This is a genomic window from Pseudomonas sp. FP2196 (assembly GCF_030687715.1).
Taxonomy (GTDB): Bacteria; Pseudomonadota; Gammaproteobacteria; order Pseudomonadales; family Pseudomonadaceae; genus Aquipseudomonas.
In genome coordinates this window covers 2,807,942-2,830,884 of sequence record NZ_CP117445.1, presented here as the reverse complement: position 1 = coordinate 2,830,884, position 22,943 = coordinate 2,807,942, and the positions used below count along the sequence as shown (strand labels likewise).

The following is a 22,943-nucleotide window of genomic DNA, read 5'->3' as shown; positions in this document are numbered from 1 at the left end:
ACTGTGAAAAATGTCTGAACCCAATGAAAACCTTGTGGGAGCTGGCTTGCCAGCGATGAGGCAGGTACATCCAACATCACCGGTGACTGACACTCCGCCATCGCTGGCAAGCCAGCTCCCACAGGTTTTGTATGGGATAAACAATCAGTGTTCTTCCTCAAGGACTTTATTGAGTTCCGCCCCATCGATACTCAGCGTTGCGGTATTGAGCATCCCGTCCAGATACGCCTGGGCAATCTGTTCCTGACGCTGGGCGCGTAACGCCTGAGTCAGTTGATCGCGCAGTTCGTCCAGGGTCGCGGTACGCGCCGGTTGCTGCTCCGTGAGTTTGATCACATGAAACCCGGCCGCGCTTTGCACCGGATCGGAAATCGCACCAACCTTCAGTCGCGCCACCGCACCGCGCACTTCCGGTACCAGTTGCTGCAAAGGTTGCAGACCGGTATCGCCGCCGCGCTCGGCAGTCACACGATCCTGCGAATACTGGCTCGCCAGTGCGGCAAAGTCCCCCGGTGTGGCCTGCGCCTTTTTGCTCAAATCCACTGCCTGCTTGCGTACGGCTTCAAGGTTCTGCGGATCGTTAACCCCAAGGAAAATCTGGCTGACCCGATACAAAGCCGGGGTCTGCCAGTTCGCCTTGCCCGCGTCATAGGCTTTCTGCAAATCGGCCGTACTCGGGTAATCCGCCGGCACTTCGCTGACCGAACGCAAATAATCGCGAAAGACGATCTGTTCAGTCGCCGCGCGGGTCTGTCGCGCGACGTCTGGCCGCTGCGCCCAACCCTGGGCATCGGCCTGTTCCAGCACCGCTTTCTCGGCCAGACGCGCACGAATCCAGCGTTCCAGCGCTTCACGATTGCCGCGCAGTTGTTCACGGGTTTCAGGCGGGACAGTGGCCAGCAATGTCTGCAATTCCTGCGGCGACACCTGCTGATTACCCAACCGCGCCACCGCCGGCCCCGTGGCAGTCGCCGACACCGGCGACGATTGCTGGGCGGCGACCGGGTCACTGCCCGGTCGCACCACCAGCGCCACGGCCACCACCAACAGCGCCACTGCTCCGGCGCCGATCACCATGGCAGGCTTTTTCACAGGGCGACTTCCTCTTGCTCGGCGACGGCCACTTTTGCAGCCGATGCTTGAGCAGCCTGACTGAAGTCACGCAGGTAAACGATGAACTCCTGCAACAGGCGATCCCACAATTCCAGATTGCCGCGCAAGTGATCGTTGCTGACACCGGCGGCCAGCACCACGTCCATTTCCATCACCAGAAACTCGCCCTGCAACGACAAGCGGGCAAAACGTCGAGTCGCGTTCCACTGCTCGGCCACACCGACTGGCAACTCACCCTGCACCCGCAGCGCACAGCTGAAAGTGAAATCGACATAGCTACCCTGCTCCGCCGCCGGGTTGCCGAAGCGCACGGCGTAACCGATGCCCTGGCTGGCGCTGAGCAATTGGACGATGCCGTTCTGTTCGGTCTGGTTGACGCGATAACCGGCCGCTTGCAGGACGTCGGTCAGGGATTGCGGGGAAACATGGCTGATCAATTGAGTCATTACTTCTTCCTTGTTTATCAGTGTGCGAGCGCGGCTTGCGGCGCGTCGAATTGAGTCTTGTAGAGCTCGTCACCCAACCCCTGGGCCAGTTCATCGAACTTGACCCGGGCGCTGCCCGCGAAGGGCTGGCGGATCTTCATCACCTCGGCCACGTCGATGTTTTCGTAGGCAGTGAGGATCTGTTTGGCGACGCCGTACATCTGCTGATTCTTGACTGAACATTGCTGCACTTGTGTGTCACGTTCAGCCAATTGCGCTTGAAGCTTAGACCGTTCTGTCTCTTTGGCACGGGCCATGACCAATAGCTCGTCATAGGCCTTCTTGAACTTGCCGGTTTGCTCGTTACTGGCCGCAACTTGCGCTTGGGCCTGGCTGTGCAGGCTTTGCTGCTGCCCGGCGAGTTGCTCGGCGACGCCTTTGGCCTTGGCCAGTTCGGCGCTCAACTGCCTGATTTGCGCCTGCGCAGCCTTGGCCTCGTTCTGCGCCGCCAGTTGCGCGGCGCTGGCCTGCGCCTGCTGACTTTGCAGGGTCTGCAACTGCTGGGTGGTGCTGCGCAACTGAGTGCGCAGGCGCTCTTCCATGCCTTCGGCGCTGGCTCCGTGCGCAATGAAAAAACTCAGCCCCAGCAGTAAAACTCGTGCGTGCATGATCGTTCTCCGGCGCCTTAGAAGCGCGTGTTGATCTCAAGCTGCAAGACGTCGATGTCGAACGGCGCGCCGTACACCGCCTCGGTGCTCATCCAGCGACCGGTGGCGTAGACGTTCTTCGCCAAGCCGTAATTGCCACCGATGAAATAGCCCTTGGCATTGGTGCCGCCGAGGTGGAACGACGAGTCGTTGAAGCCGTCCGGCAAGGCATCCGGCTGGATGTATTTGTAGCCGGCGAACATATTCCAGTCGCCCTGCCTCTTCAGGTCCAGCGCGTTGCCGAGGGTGAACTGGACCATCCACGCGTTGGCGCCGCTTTCGATGTCGCCATTGCTGTCGAGGTTGTTGACGATCTGCCCGGCCGAACGCTTGCGCATGTCGCCTTCGTCGTAGCTGAGGTTGTGGATGTAGTTGCCCTGGCTGCGCAGTTTGAAGTCTTGCGGCAGATCGGCGTCCCAGACCATGTTCAAGTCGAGCAGGTTGAACTCGGACGCCAGACCGACGAATTGCGGTTGCGGCGTGGTGGTCGGGTTGAGCGGGTTCGGCGTGATGTCGCGCAGCAGGAACACGCTGTTGCCCTTCTGCATGAACGCCGCGCGGCTGCCATCGCTGTCGCAGCCCGGTGCGCCGGCCCACGGCTCGCAGGGGCCGGAGCGCTGGCCTTCGATGTCGTCGAAGCGGTAATAAGCCAGTGCGCCCTTCAAGCGGTTGTTGCTGTTGATTGCCCATTTGGCGCCGATCTGCGCGCCGTACAGCCATTTGTTGTCGCTCTCTTCCTTGTCGAAACCATTACTGCTGGAGGTGTCGTTGGTGTAGTCCACCGGGAACGCGCCAACGGTACCGAACACGCCCCAATCACGGTTGAGCTTGTGATCGAAGATCGCCGCCACACCGTCGAAGTTGAGGTCATTGGAATAGAGCATGTCGGTGGACATGAACGGGTTGGCGAAGCGGCCACCGGTGAGGGTCAAGTCTTCCGTCGGCTTCCAGTTCAGGTAACCCTGATCGAGCCAGATGTCTTTCTTGGCGAAACCGCCGCCGAGGCTTTGCGTGGTCGAGACCGGGTTGTTGTCGGAGCCGGTGCCGATGCGGATGCCGGCGGTCCATTCCGGCGAGATCACCGCTTTCATGCCCAGCCGAGCACGAATGCGGAATTGATTGGTGCGGTCTTCGCGGGTGTTGAGCAGCGGCGGCAGGTTGGTGCTGCTGTTCGGGTTAACGTCGTATGGGCCATTGTTGTTGAGCTTGGCGAAGTCGACGATCTCGTTGCTGTTGCTGTCCGAGTAGTAGCGCGATTCGTCACGCAGGCGAATGTCGCCGTCGAAGCTGATGCGCGAAGCCCAGTCCGGGAAGGTGTTGGGCGCGGCCCAGTTTTCCTGCTTGGCGGTGGCCATGACTTCGGCTTTGACCTGATCGCGGATCTGGTCGCGCACCGCCGCCGGCACGTATTGCACACGCACATCCCCCGGGGCGGCAACAGGCCCTGCCGCCACTGCCGTGGTGGTGGCAGCCTGTTTCGCCTGCGCCGCTTCGTTCTGCGCCTGAGCGATCAGGGCGTCGGCCTTGTCCTGCTTCAGAATGCCCTGCTCGACCAGCAAGCGGATCAGATTGATCGTGGCGTTTTCCGAGGGCGCAGGCGCCGCTGCGGCCTGTCCGACCAGGGTCGCGATGACCATGCCGACCGCCAGGGACAATCGATTCACGTTGGAAATCATCTGCACACAACTCCTTTTGGCAAAACTCTAAGAATTCGTTTAACCCGGACGCCGCCCTTGCAGGGACAGGCGCACAGGCAAAGTCATGGAGGCCGGTGGCCTTTCGCTTAAGTGCGGCGCGTTACGCAACGCCGCCAAAACCTGGGTATCAATCTCGGGATTGCCGCTGGATTTGATCAGCTCGACCCGGGTGATCTCGCCGACGCTGCTCAGCCAGACATCGGCCTGCAAGGTGAAAGCGAGGTTGCGCAACTCGGGGTTCTCGCGCAGCAGCTTCTGAAAGGTGAACGCGAGGAACTGGCTGTAAGTGCCGTTACCCAAGCGCCCGCCACCGGCGCCGGCCATGCCGCCGCCCTTGCCCGCGCCGATGTTGAAGGCGTCGTTGCCCGACTGTGCATCGCCGTCCATTTGCATCGGGTTGGCCAGATCGTCCGCTGGCGATGGCGGCGCCTCTTCTTCAGGCTTGACCTCTTCGGGCTCGGGCGTCGGCTCGGGCTCGACGACTTTTTCTTCCACCGGGGTTTCCGGCTCGGGTGGTTTCTCTGGCGGCGGTGGTGGCGGTGGCGGCAACGGAATGATCGTCGGCACCTTTGGCGCTTCGCGGCGGATGCCACTCATATCGTTGGCCCACTGCCACAGGAACCATGCGGCGAGCGCGCCGACCAATAGCCCGGCGCCCCACTTCACAAAGCGCATCGGCGACTTTTTCACCGGGAGCGGCTCGATCGGGAGTTGTGCGGTCATGACTCAGCCCTGACTCGGTTTGCCGGTCACAAGACCGACCTGGGACAGTTCGAGCCGGCGCAGCAGATCCAGCACTTCGATGACCTTCTGGTACTGCACAGTCGCGTCACCGCGCACGATCACCGGGAAGTCCGGGCTCTGTGCCTTTTCGATGCGCAGGCGTTCTTCCAGCTCGGCGAGCGTCACCGGGTAGGCATCGAGGAACACCTGACCGCCATCGTTGACCGAAATTGCCTTGGTCTTGGCTTCGGACAAGGACACTGAAGCACTGGCCTTGGGCAGATTGATCTGGATGCCGGAAACCTGCGCGGTGGCGGTGAGGATGAACATCACCAGCACCACCATCAGCACGTCAACCAGCGGGGTGATGTTGATGCTGTCCACCGCAGCATCTTCGTCATCATCGTGGGAGGCATTTACGGACGCCATGTCAGTGTTCCTCAGGCCGGTACGGAGTGGTTGGCGTGATGGCCGCGTGCGTGCGACGCCTCACTGAACTGGCTTTCGCCGTGCATCTCGGCCAGACGGGTGATGAACTCGTCGACGAACACGCGCATGTCGGCGCTGACTTCCTTGTTGCGCGTGATCAGGCGGTTGTAGCCAAACAGCGCCGGGATCGCGACAAACAGCCCCATGGCGGTGGCCAGCAACGCCGCCGCCATACCTGGGGCGATCGCATTGATGTTGACGTCGCCGGCCATCGCCGTGCCGAGGAACACCACCATGATCCCCAGCACAGTACCGAGCAGGCCGATGTAAGGGCCGCCGGCGATGGCGTTGGACAGGGTCGAGAGTTTCGAGCTGAGGGCCTGGTTTTCCCGGGTGCGCACGCCGTCCATCGAGCAACGGATCGCTTCGATGGTTGCAGCGGAAACCGAAGAGGTGTCGGCGCCCTGCTCGCGGCGGGTACGGATTTCTTTGACCGCCACCAGATACAGGCGCCACAGCGATGAATGCTGCAAACGCTGAGCGAGTTGCGCGTCGTCGGCAAACATCTCCAGACGCGTGCCGACCTTGGCAAACTGCTCGCGGAAGTCTTCGTTGGCCTTGCTGACGCGGCCGAGGGTACGGTTTTTGCGCAGCATGATGATCCACGACTGGAACATCATCAGTACCAACACAGCGATGATCACCCAAGCGTCGACCGGCACCGCATTGAGCAGGAATCCGAGGCTGCCGAAACCGTAACCGGACTGTTCTTCATCAACGCCGTAGGCCACCAGTTTCGACTCGGCGCCTTGCGAGGTAGCGTCGGCCAGCAACAACGGCGCAGGACGCGCAACTTTCGACAGGCGCAGCTCGTCGATAGCGCCCACGAATGGCTGCAAGGCGCTGGCGGAAAGATCAGCACCGATAGCCATGACCGAGTTGAACGCCGGCATCGCTACCGCCAGTGTCGTGCCTTCGCGGCCATTGATGTACAGCGTGACTTTCGAGCCTTCGGCAGTCAGCGCGACGTGCTGCCATTGACCCGGATTCAGTGGTTGCGTAGCGATTGCACGTTGGCCGTCAATTTCCACGAACGGCACGCCCTGATTCACACCGACCAACAGACTGTTGGCACCTTCACGGCGGGCCAGAATCAGTTGCTCGTCATTGGCCTGATCCAGGCGCAGCCAGGCACTGAAGGTAAACGCGCTGCCGGCGTTGTGTTGCAACGAAGGGCTTGCAGGCAGCAGCAATGGCTGGCCGCTGAACTGCAAGGCACGCCCCACTACGCCGTCAATCGCCGCACCGGTCGCACTTTGCGCGGTGTTGCCGTAGGCGGTGGTGTCTTTGGCCGGGGTGCCGGTGGCGCCGTCAAAGTGATAGAGCGCGGTGTAATTCGGATCGAAAGTCAGTTGTCCGTTGCCAGTGGCCGGGGCCTTCTGGTTGCCGTAATACATCCAGATGTCCTGACGCTGGCCACCCTCGACATTCGGCACATCAACCCAGATCAGCGCCATGCCCATCAGCGCATCGAAGCTTTCGATCTGGTGGTTGAGCACGGTCTTGTCATCGGCGCCGACAAAGCGCAGATCCGAACCGTCCTCTTTAACGCCATCGAAGGTGAAATTGCCCGTGTGCAGGCGCACCAGCAGCGCAGTGCGGCCGAGCGCCTGATTGATCGCCGCGCCCTGCGGCGTGGTGTCGACGGCGATCTGTTTGCGGTAGTGCCAGTCGTCCTGCCACCAGGCCTGAGCCGTGGCCGGGAGCACGAAGCCCAGGCAGATCAACAACGAAAGGAAGAGGCGCTGCATGTACGTGCTCCTTTAGAAAGTGGCTTGAAGGTTGAAGTGCAGGCGCGATTCCTGTTTCGAGGTGTTCGGCCCTTCGAGTAGCGGATAACCCCAGTCGAGGCTGCCGGACAGCCATTTGCTCAGGCTGGCGCGGGTGCCGAGGCCGACACTGGCCAGGGCGTAATTGGCGTCCTGATCCGGCAGTTCGTCGCGCAGGTACAGTTGCGCGCCTTCGGCGAAGGCGTAGAAGCGCCAATCCTGCATCCAGGTGCCGGTGTACTTGGCGAGCGACGGTGTGCGCAGTTCCTGGCTCAGCAGGTAACCGTCATCCGCCGTGCGCTCGGCGGCCAGATAGCCGCGCACCGAGGTCGCGCCGCCAGCGGAGAATTGCTCGTTGGAAACCAGCGGCCCCGAAGCCAGCTGGAACGCCGCTTTGCTCGCGCTCTGCCAGTCGTTGGCGAAGGTCCAGGTGAAACTGGTGTCGCCCTTGAGTACGGCGAAACTCGGGTTGGCGCGGTAGCGTTTGTAGTCGAAGTCTTCGTCGGAGCTGCCATAACCGAAGACGCTGCGGGTGGCCGCGACCAGGCTCAGGCCGAGGCCGAGCTGGCTCTTTTCGGTGTAGCGATAGCCGTTGTAGGCGAAGGTGAACGGCGCGTATTGCAGCGGGACCTTGTCGCTCTCGCCGGACAGCGTCAGGCGCTCGTCGAAGTCTTTGAAGTCGATACCCGCTGACAGCGAGTTCGACCAACTGCCGCTGGACGGCAGCGTGTAGATCGCCGACACGCCGTAGGAATGGCCCTTGCCCAGCACGTTGCTGCCGCCGATGGTGGCGACGTTGCTGTCGGACTGGTAACCGGAGAACTGCACGCTCCAGCGATCAGTCAGCGGCGCGGTATACGAGCCGGACCAGACCTTGGCGTTGTCGGTGTCCTGCGGCGCAGTGAAGTAGGTCAGCGAGATGCTGTGGCCGAGTTGCCAGAGGTTGTTGTAGCCGAGGCTGGTGACGGCCCGCAGTTTTTCGGTGTCAGCGCTGTAGTCGTTGTTGAGGCCGACGCTGGCCGTCCAAGGGTTCTGGTCTTCGACCTGCAAATCGACGTCCATGGTGCCGGGGCGCTGACCTTCGCGAACCAGCGGCATGACCTGGCGGCCCGGGGTTTTGTTGAGTTGCGCCAGTTCGCCCTGAACCTTCGCAAAGTCCGGCACCTCGCCTTCTTTCAGCGCCGGCACGTCGTCGCGGATGTCCAGCGGAGAATAGTGTTTGGCGCCGACCACACGCACGCGGCCGACCTTGGTTTCGCTGACTTGCAGATAGACGATGCCGTCCGCCACGGCTTGCTCTGGCAGTTCGACGAACACCGATTGATAGCCGCGCTCCTGATAGGTCTTCTGCAACGCGTCGCGCGCACCTTCGATATCGCTCAGGGCTTTTTGCGGGCCGAGAAACGGGTATACCGCCTCTTCGATCGCCCTTGCATCGAGCACGGTATTGCCACGCACGAAGTATTCGTTGACGTCGACCAGACGCTGCGCGGCGGCGGTTTCGGTGGCCTCTTCGGCCAACGCCGGCTGCGCGCCGACCGTCACCAGCAGCCAGCCCCACAGCGCCAGCCGTGACGTGAAAATCTGTTCCACACTACCCCCTGAATTCGCGTTGACCTGTTGGCGCTCGTGCACCTTGTGTGTTGCGTCAATTGCTGGCTGTAGCAACGCTTGCGTGTTTAGCGAGCCATGTGTGCAGCAGCGCGAAGTTCAAGGAGAACTCGGGCATTTGCAGCAAGGCACCGCAGAACACTTCGCCGATGATTTTTTGAATGAGTTGCACCGCCTGCGGGTTGTTGAGCAGCGTGGCGATGTCGCGACTGAGGGCATTGAAGCTCCAGACTTTCTGTTGCAGGCCAAGACCGACGAACCAGCGGAACAACAGGTTGTAACTGAGCTGTTCGTAGAGCTGCTGCTCGCTGGGCACCGAATACAGCAGTTGCAGGAGCAGGATGTGCATGACCGTTTGCGCGGGGATCAGCCGGCCGGGCTCGGCATTGAGGTCGTGCAGAAGGTCGCGATGGGCGTCGAGCAAATCGTCGATCTGCGGGCGTAGCAAGACCAGCGAATGACCTGGCGGAATGTAGCTGGAGACCTCTTTCAAGGCGCCCTGCCAGTCATCCTGCGAGACAATCCAGACCCACGGCGCGCCGTAGCGATACACCGAAACCGGCTTCTTGCGCGCGGCTTCGACGATCTTCGACAGGCGTTGATCGAGTTCCTGCATGCCCACTTTCGAGTAGCGTTCCATAGTCCCCATTGCCTCACTCCCGGCGTCCCGCCTCGGCTTGTGAAAAGCGCCCCGTTGGGCCCCTCAAGCGCGTTACATAGGCATGACCGGACTGGCGATGTGCTACCGAACTTTTGTCATAAAAGCTTCATTACTCAATGGTTGGGAATGGAGTCTGAAACACACCACGCGCCCTGTGGGAGCTGGCTTGCTGTTTGGGTGAAATATGATTTCAGGTGTAAACCGGCCAGGTGTCGACAATCTTGCCGCCGCGCACCGCCAGCAAATCACCAAATTGCAGCAGCACCGCTTCAGTCTGGGTCGGGCGCAGGAAAACTTGATCCTCCACGTTCAAGCCCACATTTTTCGAGCCATTGACCATCTCCTGATTCGAGCTACGGCCATACACCCCGTTACTCTGCAACCCAGGCGGTGACTCGAACTCCGCCATCCAGTTGCCCCCGTAGATGAAAAACGTCTGGCGCTGATTTTGATCCCACCAGGAAAACAGTTTCGACTTGTCATCCAGCGCCGGGATGTTCACCGCGCCGGTGCTTTTCAGAACGGGCGTGGCGATGTAGGTGGCCGGCACATGATCAACCAGTGACGGCAAATCATAGTGAGTCGGCTTCAGCATCGCGGTGCCCACCGACACTTCCGTGCTCAACTTCTCGTTTTCATGCATGCGATAACTCGGACTGCCGGCGGTGTTCAGGCACAAACCGTCATGCCACAACGCGGGAAACTGCTGCCGGGTGAAATCGACGCAACGCTGATAAATCACCATGACCTTGGCGAACAGTTCCTCCGGCGAGCCGAGGACGCCCGGCACCCCCATGCCCACGAACGGGTCGTAGCCCATGAAGCCGGCGAATTCCAGGTGCTGAGGGTGGGCGCTGATCAGCGTGAGCATCTGCCCCAGCTCATTCACATCACTGACGCCGCCACGATGCAGACCCACATCAAGTTCGATGTTGATACGCATCCGCGCACCTAAACTCTGTGCGAGTTGCAGGTATTGCTGCAAACGTTCGGGGCCGTCGAGCAGCCATTGCAGTTGCTTTGCGGGATCGAACGAACCTTTGTGGGTTTGATAGAACAGCTCCGCCGAACGCACTGGCAATGGTTTGCCGAGCAAAATATCCGACTGCGGGAACGTCACCGCATCGTGATTGAGAAATGGCTGATGGAACGACATCAGCCGTTGCGTCCCGGCACGTTGCGCGATGTAGCTCAACAACCCCGGCGACGGCAGAGACTTCTCTACCAAGCGCAACTGCTTGCCACCGCGTCTCACCGACTGCATCACCACATCAATGTTGTGATCGAGTCGATCCAGATCGATCAGCAGCACCGGACGCATCGGGCCTTTGTCTTTGAGCTCACGGTTCAGAGCGCGGAAATAATCGCTGTACGGTGCGCCGCGATCCCCCGGCCTTAGCCAGGCGCCAACGCCCACCAGTAATGCGCCAACCCCAAGCGTGCCGAGCAGAAAATTACGTCGATTGACCGCCATCAGTTCACCCCCAGAATCGACGACAGGTGCGCATTGAGAAACCGCCCGCTCGGATCAAGCGCCTGGCGCACATCGACAAACTCGCGCCAGCGCGGATACAACGGTTGCAAGGTTCGCGCATTGAGCGTGTGCAACTTGCCCCAATGCGGCCGGCCGTTGTACTTCCAGAAGATCGGTTCGACCGCAGCGAAAAAGTTGTGATGGTCCATCTGGTAATGCTGGTGCACCGATATCGAACAGCTGTCGCGCCCCTCGAACATGCTCAGCACAATGTCGTCAGCCTTGACGTAGCGGTACTCGATGGGAAACCAGGTGCGCAGGTCCTTGTCCTGAATCAGCTTGAGGATTTCGCGCAGACAGGCCGGGCCGTATTCGGCGGGCACCGAATATTCCATCTCGTTGAAGCGCACCGTGCGCACGTTGGCGTAGATGTCGAACGAGTCGCCAACGCGGTCATCGAAACTCGCCAGATGGCGCAAGCTGTTGAGCATCGTGCGGCGCAGGTCAGGAAAGTCGCTGCCGTACTTGTCGATCTTTTCGATCAGGTTGACGAACTCGTTGCCGCCCTCCTCTTCGGGGCTGATCGGCGGCGTGGCCGGGTCAGTGGTTTCGTTGAGGGCGATGGACAGCGCGTAGTCTGAATGGGTGACGACGAGCATTTCCCAGTGCTGGTTTTCGCGGGTGTTTTTATCGAGGTCTTCGAGCAGTTCTTCGGTCTTGGCGATCCATTGGCGTTCGCGCAGGCGATAGGCCGGGCGGTTTTGCAGACGTATTTTCGTCGCTACGCCAAGCGCGCCGAGGGAGACGCGCGCAGCGTTGAACACCTCGGGATGGCGTCGGCTATCGCAGTCGAGCACCTCGCCATTGGCCGTGACCAGTTGCATGCCGCAAACGTGGGCCGAGTAGGACTGGAAGTTTTTGCCGGTGCCGTGGGTCGAGGTCGCGATTGCTCCGGCGAGGGTCTGGTAGTCGATATCCGCCATGTTTAGCAAGGCCTGGCCGACGTCTTTGAGCGGCACGCCCATGCGTGACATCGGCGTGCCGGCGGCGAATTCGGCTTGCAGGGTTTTCGCGTCGTGTTCGAGCAGACCGCTGAAATAGCTCAGGGATAAAAGCGTGCCGTCGGTGGGCACCAAGGCGCTGAAAGAGTGCGCTGAACCGACCGGACGAATCTTGCCTTGGGCCTGACGAATCACTGTCGTCAGTTCATCCAGGTTTTTCGGCGCGAGCCGCGCCGCGGGTAAGCAACTCTGCCCGCCCGACCAGTTGCGCCAGGGAATCAGCCGTGGCGCGCGCATCAACTGCCCCAGTGCCGGGTGACTCGCCAAGGCACTGAACGCGCCGACGATACTTGCCCGTTGCAACAACTGACGCCGTGTCAGATCCATCGTCATGCGCGCACCTTATTGAGGGAGAGGCTGGTCGGCCATGAAGCCGATCAATTGCAGGAACTGCTCTTGTGAACACTCGACGCACTGGCCCATCGGCGGCATGCCGTTGTAACCGTTGATGGCGTGGTCGAGCAGCGTGTCAGTGCCCTGCTGGATGCGTGGCGCCCAGGCTTGGCGATCACCGGTCAGCGGCGCGTTTGCCGCTGGGTTGGCATGACAGAGCTGGCAACTGTTGGTGTAGATCTGCGCCAGTGCCGGGTCAGACGGGATGCCGTTGCTGGATACCGCAGATGGTTTGGCTTCGTCGTCACAGCCCACCATCGCAGCGGCCAGAGCCAGCAGTAGAGTGAATCGGATTACCCGCATAACGATCCTCGCGTGGGGTGCCGCTGATTGTTGTGATCACACCTTAAGACAGCCGCACCAGACGGCTGAGGGCATTGCGGGACAGTAAGGGGGGCAAACGGGGCCAGCCGGGATTCACCTTGGAGTCGGGCATAACACAAAAACCCGTGGGAGCTGGCTTGCCACAGGGTTCGCGGCGTTGCCAGCCTCTCTGTTCTGCGCCTTTGCGTGACATTCGTGTGACATTCCCGGGTTTAAATTTCGGCGCATTCAGGCGTATAACCTGTACAGACTTTTTGATTGCACGCGGACATCCAACACGGGGTAGCGACATGACCACAGCAAACATCCTTGGCAACCTGTTCCCTTCTGTCAGCGACATCCCGGAAAAATACCGCCCAGGCGCTCCGGTCGAGCAACGCGAATACCTCGTCGACGGCCAGTTGCGGCGCTGGGACGGCCCGCTCGCCACAGTGCGCAGCCCGGTCTACTTGCGAGGTGACAAAGGCGACGAACAAGTGATTCTCGGCAGCACGCCGCTGCTCGACGCCGACACCGCCCTCACCGCCCTCGATGCCGCCGTTCGCGCCTATGACCGTGGCCAGGGCTTGTGGCCAACCATGCGCGTGGCCGAGCGCATCCAGCACGTCGAAGCCTTCCTTGGCCGCATGCGTCAGCAACGCGACGCTGTGGTGAAGCTGCTGATGTGGGAAATCGGCAAGAACCTGAAGGACTCGGAAAAAGAGTTCGACCGCACCTGCGATTACATCGTCGACACCATTAACGCCCTCAAGGAACTCGACCGCCGCTCAAGCCGTTTCGAGCTGGAACAGGACACGCTCGGCCAGATACGCCGCGTACCGCTCGGCGTCGCGCTGTGCATGGGCCCTTACAACTATCCGCTGAACGAGACCTTCACCACGCTGATCCCAGCACTGATCATGGGCAACACCGTGGTGTTCAAACCGGCCAAGCTCGGCGTGCTGCTGATCCGCCCGTTGCTCGAAGCGTTCCGCGACAGCTTCCCGACGGGTGTGATCAACGTGATCTACGGCAGCGGCCGCGAAACCGTCAGCGCACTGATGGCCAGCGGCAAGATCGACATCTTCGCCTTCATTGGCACCAACAAGGCCGCCAGCGACCTGAAGAAGCTGCACCCCAAACCACACCGCTTGCGCGCGGCGCTGGGCCTGGACGCGAAGAACCCCGGCATCGTCCTGCCGGAAGTCGATCTGGACAACGCCGTCAGCGAAGCCGTCACCGGTTCGCTGTCGTTCAACGGCCAGCGCTGCACTGCCCTGAAGATCCTCTTCGTGCATGAAGACGTGGTCGACAGTTTCATCGATAAATTCAACGCCAAACTGGCCACGCTGAAACCGGGCATGCCTTGGGACAGCGGCGTGTCGCTGACGCCGCTGCCGGAATCGGGCAAGGTCGATTATCTGCATGGGCTGGTGGCGGACGCGCGCAGCAAGGGCGCCGAGGTGGTCAACCCGAATGGCGGTGAATCCCGCGAGTCGTTCTTCTACCCGGCGGTGCTGTACCCGGTGAATCCGCAAATGCGCGTCTATCAAGAAGAACAGTTCGGCCCGGTCGTGCCGATCGTGCCGTACCGTCACCTCGATACCGTGATCGATTACGTGCTGGAATCGGACTTCGGCCAACAGTTGAGCATCTTCGGTACCAACCCGGTGGCGGTCGGCCGACTGGTCGACACCTTCGCCAACCAGGTCGGCCGGATCAACCTCAACGCCCAGTGCCAGCGCGGCCCGGACACCTATCCGTTCAACGGCCGCAAGAACTCTGCCGAAGGCACGCTGTCGGTACACGATGCGTTGCGGGTGTTTTCGATCCGCACGCTGGTGGCGACCAAATTCCAGGACAGCAACAAGGATCTGATCAGCGAGATCATTCGCGGGCGCGATTCGAGCTTCCTGACCACCGACTACATCTTCTGACGAGGGCCTTGCACTGAGTACGTTCAGCTCCCACCGACTGCCACCGCTGTTGCGCCGGATCCTGCGTCCGCTGCTGGACCCGTACCGGCGCTACCGACACGCCCGATTGATCCACGCGGTGCGGGTGGCATTGGGGTTGCTGGCAACGATTCTGCTGACCACCGGCATCAACCTGCCCCACGGCGAGTGGGCGTCGGTGACTATGCTGGTAGTGATCGGCGGATTGCAGCACCACGGCAACATCGGCAAAAAAGCCGCCGAACGCGCCACTGGCACCTTGATCGGTGCCGGCGTCGGATTATTGCTGGTGGCGCAGCAGGCGTGGCTCGGCATGCCGTGGCTGACCTACTTCGCCATGGCCGTGGTCTGCGGCTTTTTCTCCTATCACGCCATTGGCAAGGGCGGCTACACCGCCCTGCTTTCGGCGATCACCGTATTCATTGTCGCCGGGCATGGCGACAACCCGATCACCGATGGCTTGTGGCGTGGGGTGGATATTCTGATCGGCATTGCACTCGCATTGGCCTTCTCCTTCGCGCTGCCGCTGTACGCGGTGTACTCGTGGCGCTACAACCTCGCCGATGCCTTGCGCGACTGCGCCACGGTGTACGGACGAATCATCAGCGGCCAACCCGTCGCTGCTGATGAACATCTGAAATTGATGGGGCGCCTGGGCGCAGTGATGGTGCAATTGCGCTCGCTGATGCCGTCGGTGTCCAAGGAAGTGAAAATCTCCATGACCGAACTCGATGCCATCCAGCGCAACCTGCGCATGTGCATCAGCACACTGGAGATCCTCGGTAACACTCGCCCGGATGCCAACGATCCAGAAGCCATGGCTCATCTGCAATCGGCGCTGAAGGCCGAGCATCGGGTCATTCGCGTGCAGTTGATCGGCATGGCCCGTGCCCTGAAATCTGGCGCGGCGCAGCGATTGGATCGGCCATTGGAGCTGCACGAGACCAGCCTTGACGCACCTGTCTACAGCGCGCTCGATGGCTATCGTTTGTTGACCCGACAACTCGCCGCGAACATCGGCGAGATGCGCCAGCGCCTGGCAAAAACCGCACCGCGCTGGAACATCTGAGGTTTACTGCGCGGCCAGCCGCCGTGCCTTGAAACCCCAGCCCTGTTGCATGCCGGCCGCCGCCAGCAGAATCGCCGCAACGCCAACCCATTGCAGGATTTCCAGGCGATGACCGAAGGCGAACCAGTCGACGAAGATCGCGGCAATCGGGTAAATGAAGGACAGTGCGCCAGTCAATGCCGTCGGCAGCTTCTGGATCGCGCCGTACAGCAGGACGTACATCAGGCCGGTGTGGACGATGCCCAACGTGACCAGACTGCCCCACTCGCTCGGCGCCTGTGGCAGTGCGGAAAAATGCGCGAACGGCGCAAGCAACAGCACGCCGGTGCAGACCTGAATCAACGCGATCAGATGCGGTGGAGTGCCAGTCAGGCGCTTGATGATCAGCGCCGCAATCGCATAGAGAAACGCCGCGCCCAACGCCAGGGCAATACCCACCAGATAGTCGTTTCCGCCCTCACCTTGCTGGCCATGGGCACTGACGATCGCCAACATCCCCAAAAATGAAATCGCCAGCCAGAACAGCTTCTGCACGGTGATCTTCTCGCCGAGAAACAGCGCCGCCAAACCGACCAGCATGAACGGCTGCACGTTGTATACCGCCGTGCCAATGGCGATCGAAGCCCGGGAGTACGAGGCGAACAACAGCACCCAGTTGCCGACAATCGCCACGCCACTAAGCACGGCCAGCAAAAATGTCGTGCGGGTCAGAATACCCGGGCGCAGAAAGCCGAATGCGGCGCAGATCAGCAGCAAGGTGCCGGCACCGAACACGCAGCGCCAGAACACCACGTCCAGCACCGGTTGCCCGGATACCAGTACAAACCAGCCGATCGTCCCGGATATCAGCATGGCAGCGGTCATTTCAAATGAGCCGCGACGCAGTGTGTTGTCCATCATCAATGTCCTCAGCGTTTGATAGAAGCGTGGCAAAAGTATGCCAAGCCGGCACGCGAGCACTCCAGCGCAGAAAGCAGGCTAAACTTGCTTTCTACCTTTTTTATCGAGGGTAGTTTTCACCAATCGCCTAATGCGGGAGTTTGTTCATGACCGACGATATCGACCAGATCCTCATCAGCGCCTTGATGGAGGATTCGCGGCGCTCGCTCAAGGCGCTGGCTCAAATCAGCGGATTGTCGTCGCCGAGCGTGGCCGAGCGTTTGCGCAGACTGGAGGAACGCGGTGTGCTCAAGGGCTACACCGTCGAGATCGACCCCAAGTGCTTCGGCTATCAATTGCAGGCGATCGTCAGGGTACGGCCGCTGCCGGGGCAATTGCAGGAGGTGGAGCGGCAGATCCTGTCGATCCCGGAATTCACCGAGTGCGACAAGGTTACCGGCGAGGACTGTTTTATCGCACGCCTGCACGTGCGCTCGATGGAACAGCTGGACACCCTGCTCGACCGCCTCAATACCTTGGCCGAAACCAATACCGCAATCGTCAAGAAAACCCCGGTCAAGCGCCGTTTGCCGCCGATGGAATAAGTGTTTTTTCTGCGCTTTCGGCGTAGATTAGGGTTTTTCCGGCGAAGGATTGGCGGTATGAGAATTCAGGCAGTGATCCTGGCAGCTTTGATGCTTGGCGGGTGTGGGACGGTGCAGACGGTGGTGCATAGCGATCAGGACGCGGCGGCCTACCTGAAAGAGAAAAAATCCCATTGCGGCGCTGTTCCGCGAATCTATAGCGGCGTGACCTACGACTTCTGCTTGCTGCACGCAGAGCGGCCGGATGATGTCGATGCGTTCAATTACGACAACGCAACACCCGGCGTACTGGTAGATGCTGCATTGTCAGGGGTGCTCGACACGTTGCTGTTGCCTTATACGATCTACAAGCAACAGGCCGATGGCAGTATCGTGATCAATTGACCCGCATTTCTGCAGACAACAAAAAACCCGCCTAGGCGGGTTTTTCGTTATTTCACCGACTGCAATCAGTCGTCGCGGCTCATGATGCCAAAGATCTGCAACAAGCTGACGAACAGGTTGTAGATCGATACATACAGGCTGATGGTCGCCATGATGTAGTTACGCTCGCCGCCGTGAATGATGGCGCTGGTCTGGAACAGGATGCAGACCGACGAGAACAGCACGAAACCTGCGCTGATCGCCAGTTGCAGGCCGCTGATCTGGAAGAAGAAGCTCGCCAGCGTTGCACCCAGCAGGACGAAGAAACCGGCGGTGATGAAACCACCCAGGAAGCTCATGTCCTTACGGGTGATCAGCACATAGGCCGACAGACCACCGAACACCAGTGCCGTCATCGCGAACGCGGAGCTGACCACTTCAGCGCCGCCCTGCATGCCCAGGTAACGGTTGAGGATCGGGCCGAGCAGGAAACCCATGAAACCAGTCAGGGCAAACGCCGACACCAGGCCCCACGCGGAATCACGGAGTTTGTTGGTGAGGAAGAACAGCCCGTAGAAGCCGATCAGCACCACGAAAATGTTCGGGTAGCCAACACGCATCTGCTGAGCCACGAAAGCCATCACGCCACTGAATGCGAGGGTGAGAGCCAGTAGACCGTATGTGTTGCGCAGGACGCGGCTAACCTCTAGCTGCTCAGCCTGCACGCCGTTATTAACTGCGTAATCCTGTTCGCGCATGGCGACACTCCTGTTGGTTTGAAACGTTCAGTCGCAAAGATCATAACAGACGCTCTGTAACAAGCCATGCAGAGAGTTTGACAGTGTGTTTCATTCAGGTATTATGGCGCCCGCAACGCAACGGAGGTGTGGCCGAGTGGTTTAAGGCAACGGTCTTGAAAACCGTCGACTGTAACAGGTCCATGAGTTCGAATCCCATCGCCTCCGCCATCTTATGTACGACAAAGCCCTGATTATTCAGGGCTTTGTCGTTTCTGGCATTCGTGAAATTTGCTCCTCTCCCTATGGATCGTTTCCGCATCTTTTCGGCCATTTCCGCACCCCTGCCCTTCTGACACCGCTGGATTTGCGCTAGTCAAATCACACCAAGCAGAGCTTGTTGTTGCGTTGAATGCGGTCGGTTGGCAGCTTTCGGCCAGTAGAGGTCAGCTGCAGGAAGGGTCAGCAGCCACCTCATTACCTCAACTTATTCATCCTGCAGAAGCTTCAAGGCACGATCAAAGTCGAAGAGTTCCACCTGCACCGCGACCAATGCCAGGCGTTCTGCCAACGCCGGATCAAGTGGCATGTTGCGCAGTTCTGCAAGCGCGTCCAGCGCCGCCGTGTCACCTTCGTCCAAAAGACCCATGAGCCTGTTCAGTTGCTCGCTGAATGCCGCGTCGTCCAGCAGGTCATCCTCTGTGGCGGCCGGTGCGTCTATGTTGAGGTCGGCCAGAGCCGCCAAGGTCGGGAGCAAGCAAAGCTCGACCTGTATCGCTAGCGCTTGCAGCATCGCAGCCGGTTCGCCGTCCTGGCAGGCCTGCTCCAGCAAAGCGCAGGCCTGCGCCACTGCCTTGGCGCCGATGTTGCCGGCGGTGCCGCGCAAACTGTGCGCCAGCCGTCCGGCGGCGCCAGCATCCGGATCGAACAGTGCGGCCTGGAATTGCTCGGCAAAGCCTGCCTGCGTGTCGCGAAACTTGCAGAGCAAGCGTAAATAGAGATCACGACGGCCCATGCAAGTGGTGAGGCCGGCCTCCATTTCAATGCCTTCGAGACGATCAGGCATCCCATCTGGCGGGCCTGCATTCAGCGATGCTTGGGCCGGCCGTGGCTTGATCCATTTCGCCAGGGTGGCGAACATGGCCTCGACGTTGAGTGGCTTGGAGATGTGGTCGTTCATGCCACTGCTCAGCGCTTTCTCGCGGTCACCCTCCATGGCGTTGGCGGTCATGGCGATCACCGGCAAGGCGTTGAAGCGCGGCTGCTGGCGAATCCGCCGGGTGGCGGAGTAGCCGTCCAGCACCGGCATCTGGCAATCCATCAGCACGCCATCGAAGTTCGTATCCTCGGCGAGGATGTCCAGGGCCTCTTGGCCGTGCCACGCCAATCGCAGGCTGATTCCGACACTCTCCAGCAGTTCGCAGGCCAGTTCCCGATTCAGCTCGTTGTCTTCCACCAGCAGCAACCGCGCGCCATTAAGGCTGGCGAGGGTACTGGCATTGTGTTGGGAGCGCTCGCCGGCCCGGGAATCGCCCAGCAGCCCTTTGCCCAGCACCCCACCAATGGCTTCGAGGAGAGCGGACGGTGTGACCGGTTTGGTCAGCACCACCGGCAGGCGGATGCCCTGGCGCTCGGCTTCCTCGCGCGCCTCTTCGCGGCCAAACGCGGTGACCATGATGACCGACGGTGTATGCATCAGGCTGGCAGAATGCATTCTGCTCACGGCTTCCATGCCATCCATGCCGGGCATCCGCCAGTCCATCAAGACCAAATCGTAAGGCAGCGCCTTTTGCTCGGCGTCGGCCAACATGCGCAGCGCCAGACTGCCGCTCTGCGCGACATCCACTTCCAGGCCAAAACTGCGCGCCATGCCCGAGAGGATTTCACGGGCACTTGCGTTGTCATCCACGACCAGCACGCGCATCCCTGACAGTTCGCCCGCCTTGAACATACGACGCGGCTGAACGTCTTGCTGCACGCCGAGCTGTACCTGGAAATGGAACGTGGAGCCAACGCCCGGCTCGCTCTCGACCCAGATCCGGCCGGCCATCAGTTCTACCAGCGTCTTCGAGATCGACAGTCCCAACCCGGTGCCGCCGTACTTGCGAGTGATCGAAGTGTCCGCCTGACTGAATGACTGGAACATACGTGAACACTGTTCGACGGTCATGCCGATGCCGGTGTCGCGCACCCAGAAATGCAGCTGCACGCTATCGGTGTGCGTGCCGATTTCTTCCACACCGACGACGATGTCGCCGTGCTCGGTGAACTTGGTCGCGTTGTTGCCGAGGTTGATCAGCACCTGCCCCAATCGCAGGGGATCGCCGAGCAGGGCCGTGGGCAAGTCGGACGGGATCTGGAACAGCAACTCCAGGCCCTTGCCCTCGGTCTTCAGGCCAATCATGGCGGCGAAGCTGTCGAGCACGTCTTCCAGACGGAAAGGCACCTGTTCAAGGCTCATCCGGCCGGCCTCGATCTTGGAGAAGTCGAGGATGTCGTTGATGATCCCCAGCAGGTTCTCCGCCGAACGGTGTACCTTTTCTATGTAGTTGCGCTGGCGATTGTCCAGTTCAGTCCGCAGCGCCAGATGGCTCATGCCGATGATTGCGTTCATTGGCGTGCGGATCTCATGGCTCATGTTGGCGAGAAACTCGCTCTTGGCCTGAGTGGCTTCTTCGGCCGTCGCCCTGGCCTCTGCCAATGCCGTCACGTCGATGTTGATGCCGGTTGCGCGCAATGGCTTGCCGTCCGCTGTGCGTGAAAACCGGTTGAGCGAGCGAAACGTGCGCACCTGCCCATCGTTTTTGCGCACGATGCGAAAGTCGAATTCGACGCGATCATCATCACTTTGCACGGCACTTTCAAACGTACTGCTGACCCGCGCCACATCCTCGGGATGCACCAGCGCCTGCCAGTGCGCCAACGTGCCGCCGAACCCGCCGGGCTCCAGCCCGAACAGGGTTTCGAGCTGGGGTGTCCAGTAGTTTGTGCCGGTGACCAGATCAACGTCGAACAAGCCGATGTCACCGGACTCTTGCGCCAGGTTCAGGCGATCGCTGGCGGTACGCAGCCGGGCCTCCATCGCCCGGCGATCACTGACGTCGCGCACCGAGGCGCAGACGCAGACACCCCGCCCCTCCAGACGCGGCAGATGGGACAGGCCGATTTCCACAGAGAACAGACTGCCGTCCTTGCGCACCCCGCTCAGATCATCCAGATCGCCCCCCATCTGCCGGGTTCCGCCGCTGGCAATGAAACCGTCGCGCAACCGGACATGCCGCTCGCGGGCAGCCTGAGGCACCAGACGCTCAATGCTGGCGCCAATCAACTCTCCGGGTGCATAGCCAAACAGGTTGTCCATTTGCGGATTGGTCATCAGGATGTTGCCATCGGCCCCTAGCACCAGCATGCCGTCCGGCGCCGCCTCGATGATGCCGCGATACCACGCTTCGGTGGCGCGCAGTGCCGCCTGCTGAGCCTCCAACTCACTGGCCTGGTGTTCCAGCAGCAAGGTTTGTGCGCCCATTTCGTCCGCCTGACGACGGGTTTCCTGCAGCAGCGCCTGGGCCGCCTCGCTGCGTTCCATGATGGCCATGGCCCCGGCGAGCCTCGGCAGGACTTCTTGCAAAAGCAACGCTTCGTTTTCCTCCAGCGACCGGAACCCCGCCATTTCGACAACCCCGAGCAGGCGCTCGCCACGCAGCAACGGTTGCACCATCAAATGGCTGGCAGCAGCTGCGCCTAACTGCGTGCGCACGTGCCAGAACGATTCGGGCAGATCTTCAAGCAGGCGGGGTTGGCGATCCAGTGCGCATTGGCCAAGCACCCCCTCGCCGAGTTCAAGCTCGACAGGCAACGGGTGCTTGCTGTCCAGCGCGTAACCGCCGACTAATTGCAGGCGTGACGCGCCTTCATAGAGCACGTAAAGCGCCCCCTGGCACATGCCCAAGCGGGGCGCGATGCGGCTGAAAAAAGCCTGGGCCAACTGCTGTGGCGTCTCTGCCTGTTGCAGATCCACTTGCAGGAGCGAGGCATGACCTTTCACCCAACGCTGGCGTTCAAGTTGACGAGCCTCCACCTGCAGCGTGGCAATGGCCCGCGCCAGGTCGCCGGTTTCGTTGCGCAGATCGGTGTGGGGTATCTGGCCGTCCAGCTTGCCCGACGCCAATTCATCAACCGCCACGCGGACGCGGTTGAGCGGCACACGAATGGAATAACTGACCAGCCAGGTCAAGAGCAAAGCCAGCGTCGAACCGCCCAACAGCAAGACATAGGTGATCGTGCTGCTGCGCTGGGCGTACTCAGCGAGGTTCTTCGCCGTATCGTGGATATCGGCTTCCTTGTTGTTCTCTATCTGGTTGAGCAGCCCGTCGCTGCCCTGTTCCAAGGCGAGAAAGTCCTTGCTGTTGAGCAACGTCAAGGCCTGACCCAGAGAGCCTTTGCCGGCCAGTTCCAGTGCGTCGTCACCGTCTTTTTGCAGACGCCGCAGGACCACTTCGAATTCCAGCAAGCTATTGAGACTGCTCTGGCGCCGCAGCGTTGGTCGCACCTGCTCCAAAGCTTCGTGGAGACGCTCATGGGCGCGGTCCATCTGCGCTCTGGCGCTGATGCGGATATCGGCGTTATTGGTCGCGACCGCGCGTTGCATGGCCAGCAACAGATGCGGCAGTTGCACCCGAACTTCCTGCACATGCTGGATACCGGCCAGATCCTGTTGGTACAACTGCTGCATTTCATGCCTGAGCGAATACTGGGTGCGCAGGCTTTGCACGCCGAGTATCAGGATCAATGTCATCAACGCAGCGAAGCCGATAATCAATTTACTGCGCAGGGACAGGCGCTCGAGCAGCTCGAACAGTCTGTTCATAAATGGCCTCGTTCAACTGCAAGTGCTGGGTGGCACAAAGGG

The 22,943-nt window shown here is 60.7% G+C and carries 19 protein-coding genes and 1 tRNA gene; 5 read left to right on the top strand and 15 right to left on the bottom strand.

Features of this window, described 5'->3' with window-relative positions:
• Positions 1-144: 144 nt before the first annotated feature.
• The 12 genes from PSH79_RS12735 to PSH79_RS12680 form a co-directional block, all read right to left on the bottom strand.
• Positions 145-1,092 carry a peptidylprolyl isomerase gene (locus PSH79_RS12735; protein WP_305443391.1) on the bottom strand — a complete coding sequence of 316 codons (948 nt, stop codon included), beginning with the start codon at positions 1,090-1,092 and terminating at the stop codon, positions 145-147.
• A complete protein-coding gene (locus tag PSH79_RS12730; RefSeq protein WP_187680431.1) occupies positions 1,089-1,559 on the bottom strand; it encodes a YbjN domain-containing protein in 471 nt (156 codons plus the stop codon). The genes PSH79_RS12735 and PSH79_RS12730 overlap by 4 nt, the downstream gene beginning before the upstream one ends.
• Positions 1,560-1,576: 17 nt before the next feature.
• Positions 1,577-2,206: a DNA repair protein gene (locus PSH79_RS12725; protein ID WP_305443388.1), complete on the bottom strand. Its 630-nt coding sequence runs from the start codon at positions 2,204-2,206 to the stop codon at positions 1,577-1,579.
• 17 nt (positions 2,207-2,223) lie between these two features.
• Positions 2,224-3,921 (bottom strand): putative porin, encoded by a 1,698-nt coding sequence (locus tag PSH79_RS12720; protein WP_305443386.1) that lies wholly within the window; start codon positions 3,919-3,921, stop codon positions 2,224-2,226.
• A 39-nt stretch (positions 3,922-3,960) separates the two neighbouring features.
• Positions 3,961-4,665 carry an energy transducer TonB gene (locus tag PSH79_RS12715; RefSeq protein ID WP_305443384.1) on the bottom strand — a complete coding sequence of 235 codons (705 nt, stop codon included), beginning with the start codon at positions 4,663-4,665 and terminating at the stop codon, positions 3,961-3,963.
• A 3-nt stretch (positions 4,666-4,668) separates the two neighbouring features.
• Entirely contained in the window at positions 4,669-5,094 is a 426-nt protein-coding gene (locus PSH79_RS12710) for a biopolymer transporter ExbD (protein ID WP_007915482.1), read from the bottom strand.
• Between the two features lie 11 nt (positions 5,095-5,105).
• The gene (locus PSH79_RS12705; RefSeq protein WP_305443364.1) at positions 5,106-6,905 is read right to left on the bottom strand and encodes a DUF2341 domain-containing protein; all 1,800 of its coding nucleotides are present in this window, start codon (positions 6,903-6,905) and stop codon (positions 5,106-5,108) included.
• Between the two features lie 12 nt (positions 6,906-6,917).
• Positions 6,918-8,516 carry a ShlB/FhaC/HecB family hemolysin secretion/activation protein gene (locus PSH79_RS12700; protein ID WP_305443362.1) on the bottom strand — a complete coding sequence of 533 codons (1,599 nt, stop codon included), beginning with the start codon at positions 8,514-8,516 and terminating at the stop codon, positions 6,918-6,920.
• A 55-nt stretch (positions 8,517-8,571) separates the two neighbouring features.
• Positions 8,572-9,174, bottom strand: a complete 603-nt coding sequence (locus tag PSH79_RS12695; RefSeq protein WP_370872660.1) for a transposase — start codon at positions 9,172-9,174, stop codon at positions 8,572-8,574.
• 211 nt (positions 9,175-9,385) lie between these two features.
• The gene (locus tag PSH79_RS12690; RefSeq protein ID WP_305443357.1) at positions 9,386-10,669 is read right to left on the bottom strand and encodes a DSD1 family PLP-dependent enzyme; all 1,284 of its coding nucleotides are present in this window, start codon (positions 10,667-10,669) and stop codon (positions 9,386-9,388) included.
• Positions 10,669-11,997: a D-arabinono-1,4-lactone oxidase gene (locus PSH79_RS12685; protein ID WP_305443941.1), complete on the bottom strand. Its 1,329-nt coding sequence runs from the start codon at positions 11,995-11,997 to the stop codon at positions 10,669-10,671. The genes PSH79_RS12690 and PSH79_RS12685 overlap by 1 nt, the downstream gene beginning before the upstream one ends.
• A gap of 75 nt (positions 11,998-12,072) precedes the next feature.
• Entirely contained in the window at positions 12,073-12,426 is a 354-nt protein-coding gene (locus PSH79_RS12680) for a cytochrome c5 family protein (RefSeq protein ID WP_305443355.1), read from the bottom strand.
• 311 nt (positions 12,427-12,737) lie between these two features.
• Here PSH79_RS12680 and PSH79_RS12675 point away from each other — a divergent pair, with 311 nt between their 5' ends.
• Positions 12,738-14,363 (top strand): NADP-dependent glyceraldehyde-3-phosphate dehydrogenase, encoded by a 1,626-nt coding sequence (locus PSH79_RS12675; protein WP_305443353.1) that lies wholly within the window; start codon positions 12,738-12,740, stop codon positions 14,361-14,363.
• A 46-nt stretch (positions 14,364-14,409) separates the two neighbouring features.
• The gene (locus PSH79_RS12670) at positions 14,410-15,450 is read left to right on the top strand and encodes an FUSC family protein (RefSeq protein ID WP_305443939.1); all 1,041 of its coding nucleotides are present in this window, start codon (positions 14,410-14,412) and stop codon (positions 15,448-15,450) included.
• Positions 15,451-15,453: 3 nt separating this feature from the next.
• On the opposite strand, the gene PSH79_RS12665 is transcribed toward PSH79_RS12670, so the two are convergent.
• Positions 15,454-16,347, bottom strand: a complete 894-nt coding sequence (locus PSH79_RS12665; protein ID WP_305443351.1) for a DMT family transporter — start codon at positions 16,345-16,347, stop codon at positions 15,454-15,456.
• Positions 16,348-16,496: 149 nt separating this feature from the next.
• On the opposite strand from PSH79_RS12665, the gene PSH79_RS12660 reads away from it, so the two are divergent.
• Entirely contained in the window at positions 16,497-16,934 is a 438-nt protein-coding gene (locus tag PSH79_RS12660) for an Lrp/AsnC family transcriptional regulator (RefSeq protein WP_305443349.1), read from the top strand.
• 57 nt (positions 16,935-16,991) lie between these two features.
• Positions 16,992-17,318, top strand: coding sequence for a YceK/YidQ family lipoprotein (locus PSH79_RS12655; RefSeq protein WP_305443347.1), 327 nt, complete (start codon positions 16,992-16,994; stop codon positions 17,316-17,318).
• Positions 17,319-17,383: 65 nt separating this feature from the next.
• Here PSH79_RS12655 and PSH79_RS12650 read toward each other — a convergent pair whose 3' ends face one another.
• Positions 17,384-18,055: a Bax inhibitor-1/YccA family protein gene (locus tag PSH79_RS12650; protein ID WP_064391025.1), complete on the bottom strand. Its 672-nt coding sequence runs from the start codon at positions 18,053-18,055 to the stop codon at positions 17,384-17,386.
• Between the two features lie 122 nt (positions 18,056-18,177).
• On the opposite strand from PSH79_RS12650, the gene PSH79_RS12645 reads away from it, so the two are divergent.
• A tRNA-Ser gene (locus PSH79_RS12645) sits at positions 18,178-18,265 on the top strand.
• A gap of 256 nt (positions 18,266-18,521) precedes the next feature.
• Here the strand turns inward: PSH79_RS12645 and PSH79_RS12640 are convergent.
• Complete coding sequence (locus PSH79_RS12640; protein WP_305443342.1) at positions 18,522-22,901, bottom strand: response regulator; 4,380 nt, start codon at positions 22,899-22,901, stop codon at positions 18,522-18,524.
• Positions 22,902-22,943 lie beyond the last annotated feature (42 nt).

What these genes read in the sequence shown, in the direction of transcription:
- PSH79_RS12730 (WP_187680431.1), bottom strand. Translation starts at nt 1,559, where the DNA reads ATGACTCAATTGATCAGCCATGTTTCCCCGCAATCCCTGACCGACGTC.
- PSH79_RS12725 (WP_305443388.1), bottom strand. Translation starts at nt 2,206, where the DNA reads ATGCACGCACGAGTTTTACTGCTGGGGCTGAGTTTTTTCATTGCGCAC.
- PSH79_RS12720 (WP_305443386.1), bottom strand. Translation starts at nt 3,921, where the DNA reads ATGATTTCCAACGTGAATCGATTGTCCCTGGCGGTCGGCATGGTCATC.
- PSH79_RS12715 (WP_305443384.1), bottom strand. Translation starts at nt 4,665, where the DNA reads ATGACCGCACAACTCCCGATCGAGCCGCTCCCGGTGAAAAAGTCGCCG.
- PSH79_RS12710 (WP_007915482.1), bottom strand. Translation starts at nt 5,094, where the DNA reads ATGGCGTCCGTAAATGCCTCCCACGATGATGACGAAGATGCTGCGGTG.
- PSH79_RS12705 (WP_305443364.1), bottom strand. Translation starts at nt 6,905, where the DNA reads ATGCAGCGCCTCTTCCTTTCGTTGTTGATCTGCCTGGGCTTCGTGCTC.
- PSH79_RS12695 (WP_370872660.1), bottom strand. Translation starts at nt 9,174, where the DNA reads ATGGAACGCTACTCGAAAGTGGGCATGCAGGAACTCGATCAACGCCTG.
- PSH79_RS12690 (WP_305443357.1), bottom strand. Translation starts at nt 10,669, where the DNA reads ATGGCGGTCAATCGACGTAATTTTCTGCTCGGCACGCTTGGGGTTGGC.
- PSH79_RS12680 (WP_305443355.1), bottom strand. Translation starts at nt 12,426, where the DNA reads ATGCGGGTAATCCGATTCACTCTACTGCTGGCTCTGGCCGCTGCGATG.
- PSH79_RS12675 (WP_305443353.1), top strand. Translation starts at nt 12,738, where the DNA reads ATGACCACAGCAAACATCCTTGGCAACCTGTTCCCTTCTGTCAGCGAC.
- PSH79_RS12665 (WP_305443351.1), bottom strand. Translation starts at nt 16,347, where the DNA reads ATGGACAACACACTGCGTCGCGGCTCATTTGAAATGACCGCTGCCATG.
- PSH79_RS12660 (WP_305443349.1), top strand. Translation starts at nt 16,497, where the DNA reads ATGACCGACGATATCGACCAGATCCTCATCAGCGCCTTGATGGAGGAT.
- PSH79_RS12655 (WP_305443347.1), top strand. Translation starts at nt 16,992, where the DNA reads ATGAGAATTCAGGCAGTGATCCTGGCAGCTTTGATGCTTGGCGGGTGT.
- PSH79_RS12650 (WP_064391025.1), bottom strand. Translation starts at nt 18,055, where the DNA reads ATGCGCGAACAGGATTACGCAGTTAATAACGGCGTGCAGGCTGAGCAG.
- PSH79_RS12640 (WP_305443342.1), bottom strand. Translation starts at nt 22,901, where the DNA reads ATGAACAGACTGTTCGAGCTGCTCGAGCGCCTGTCCCTGCGCAGTAAA.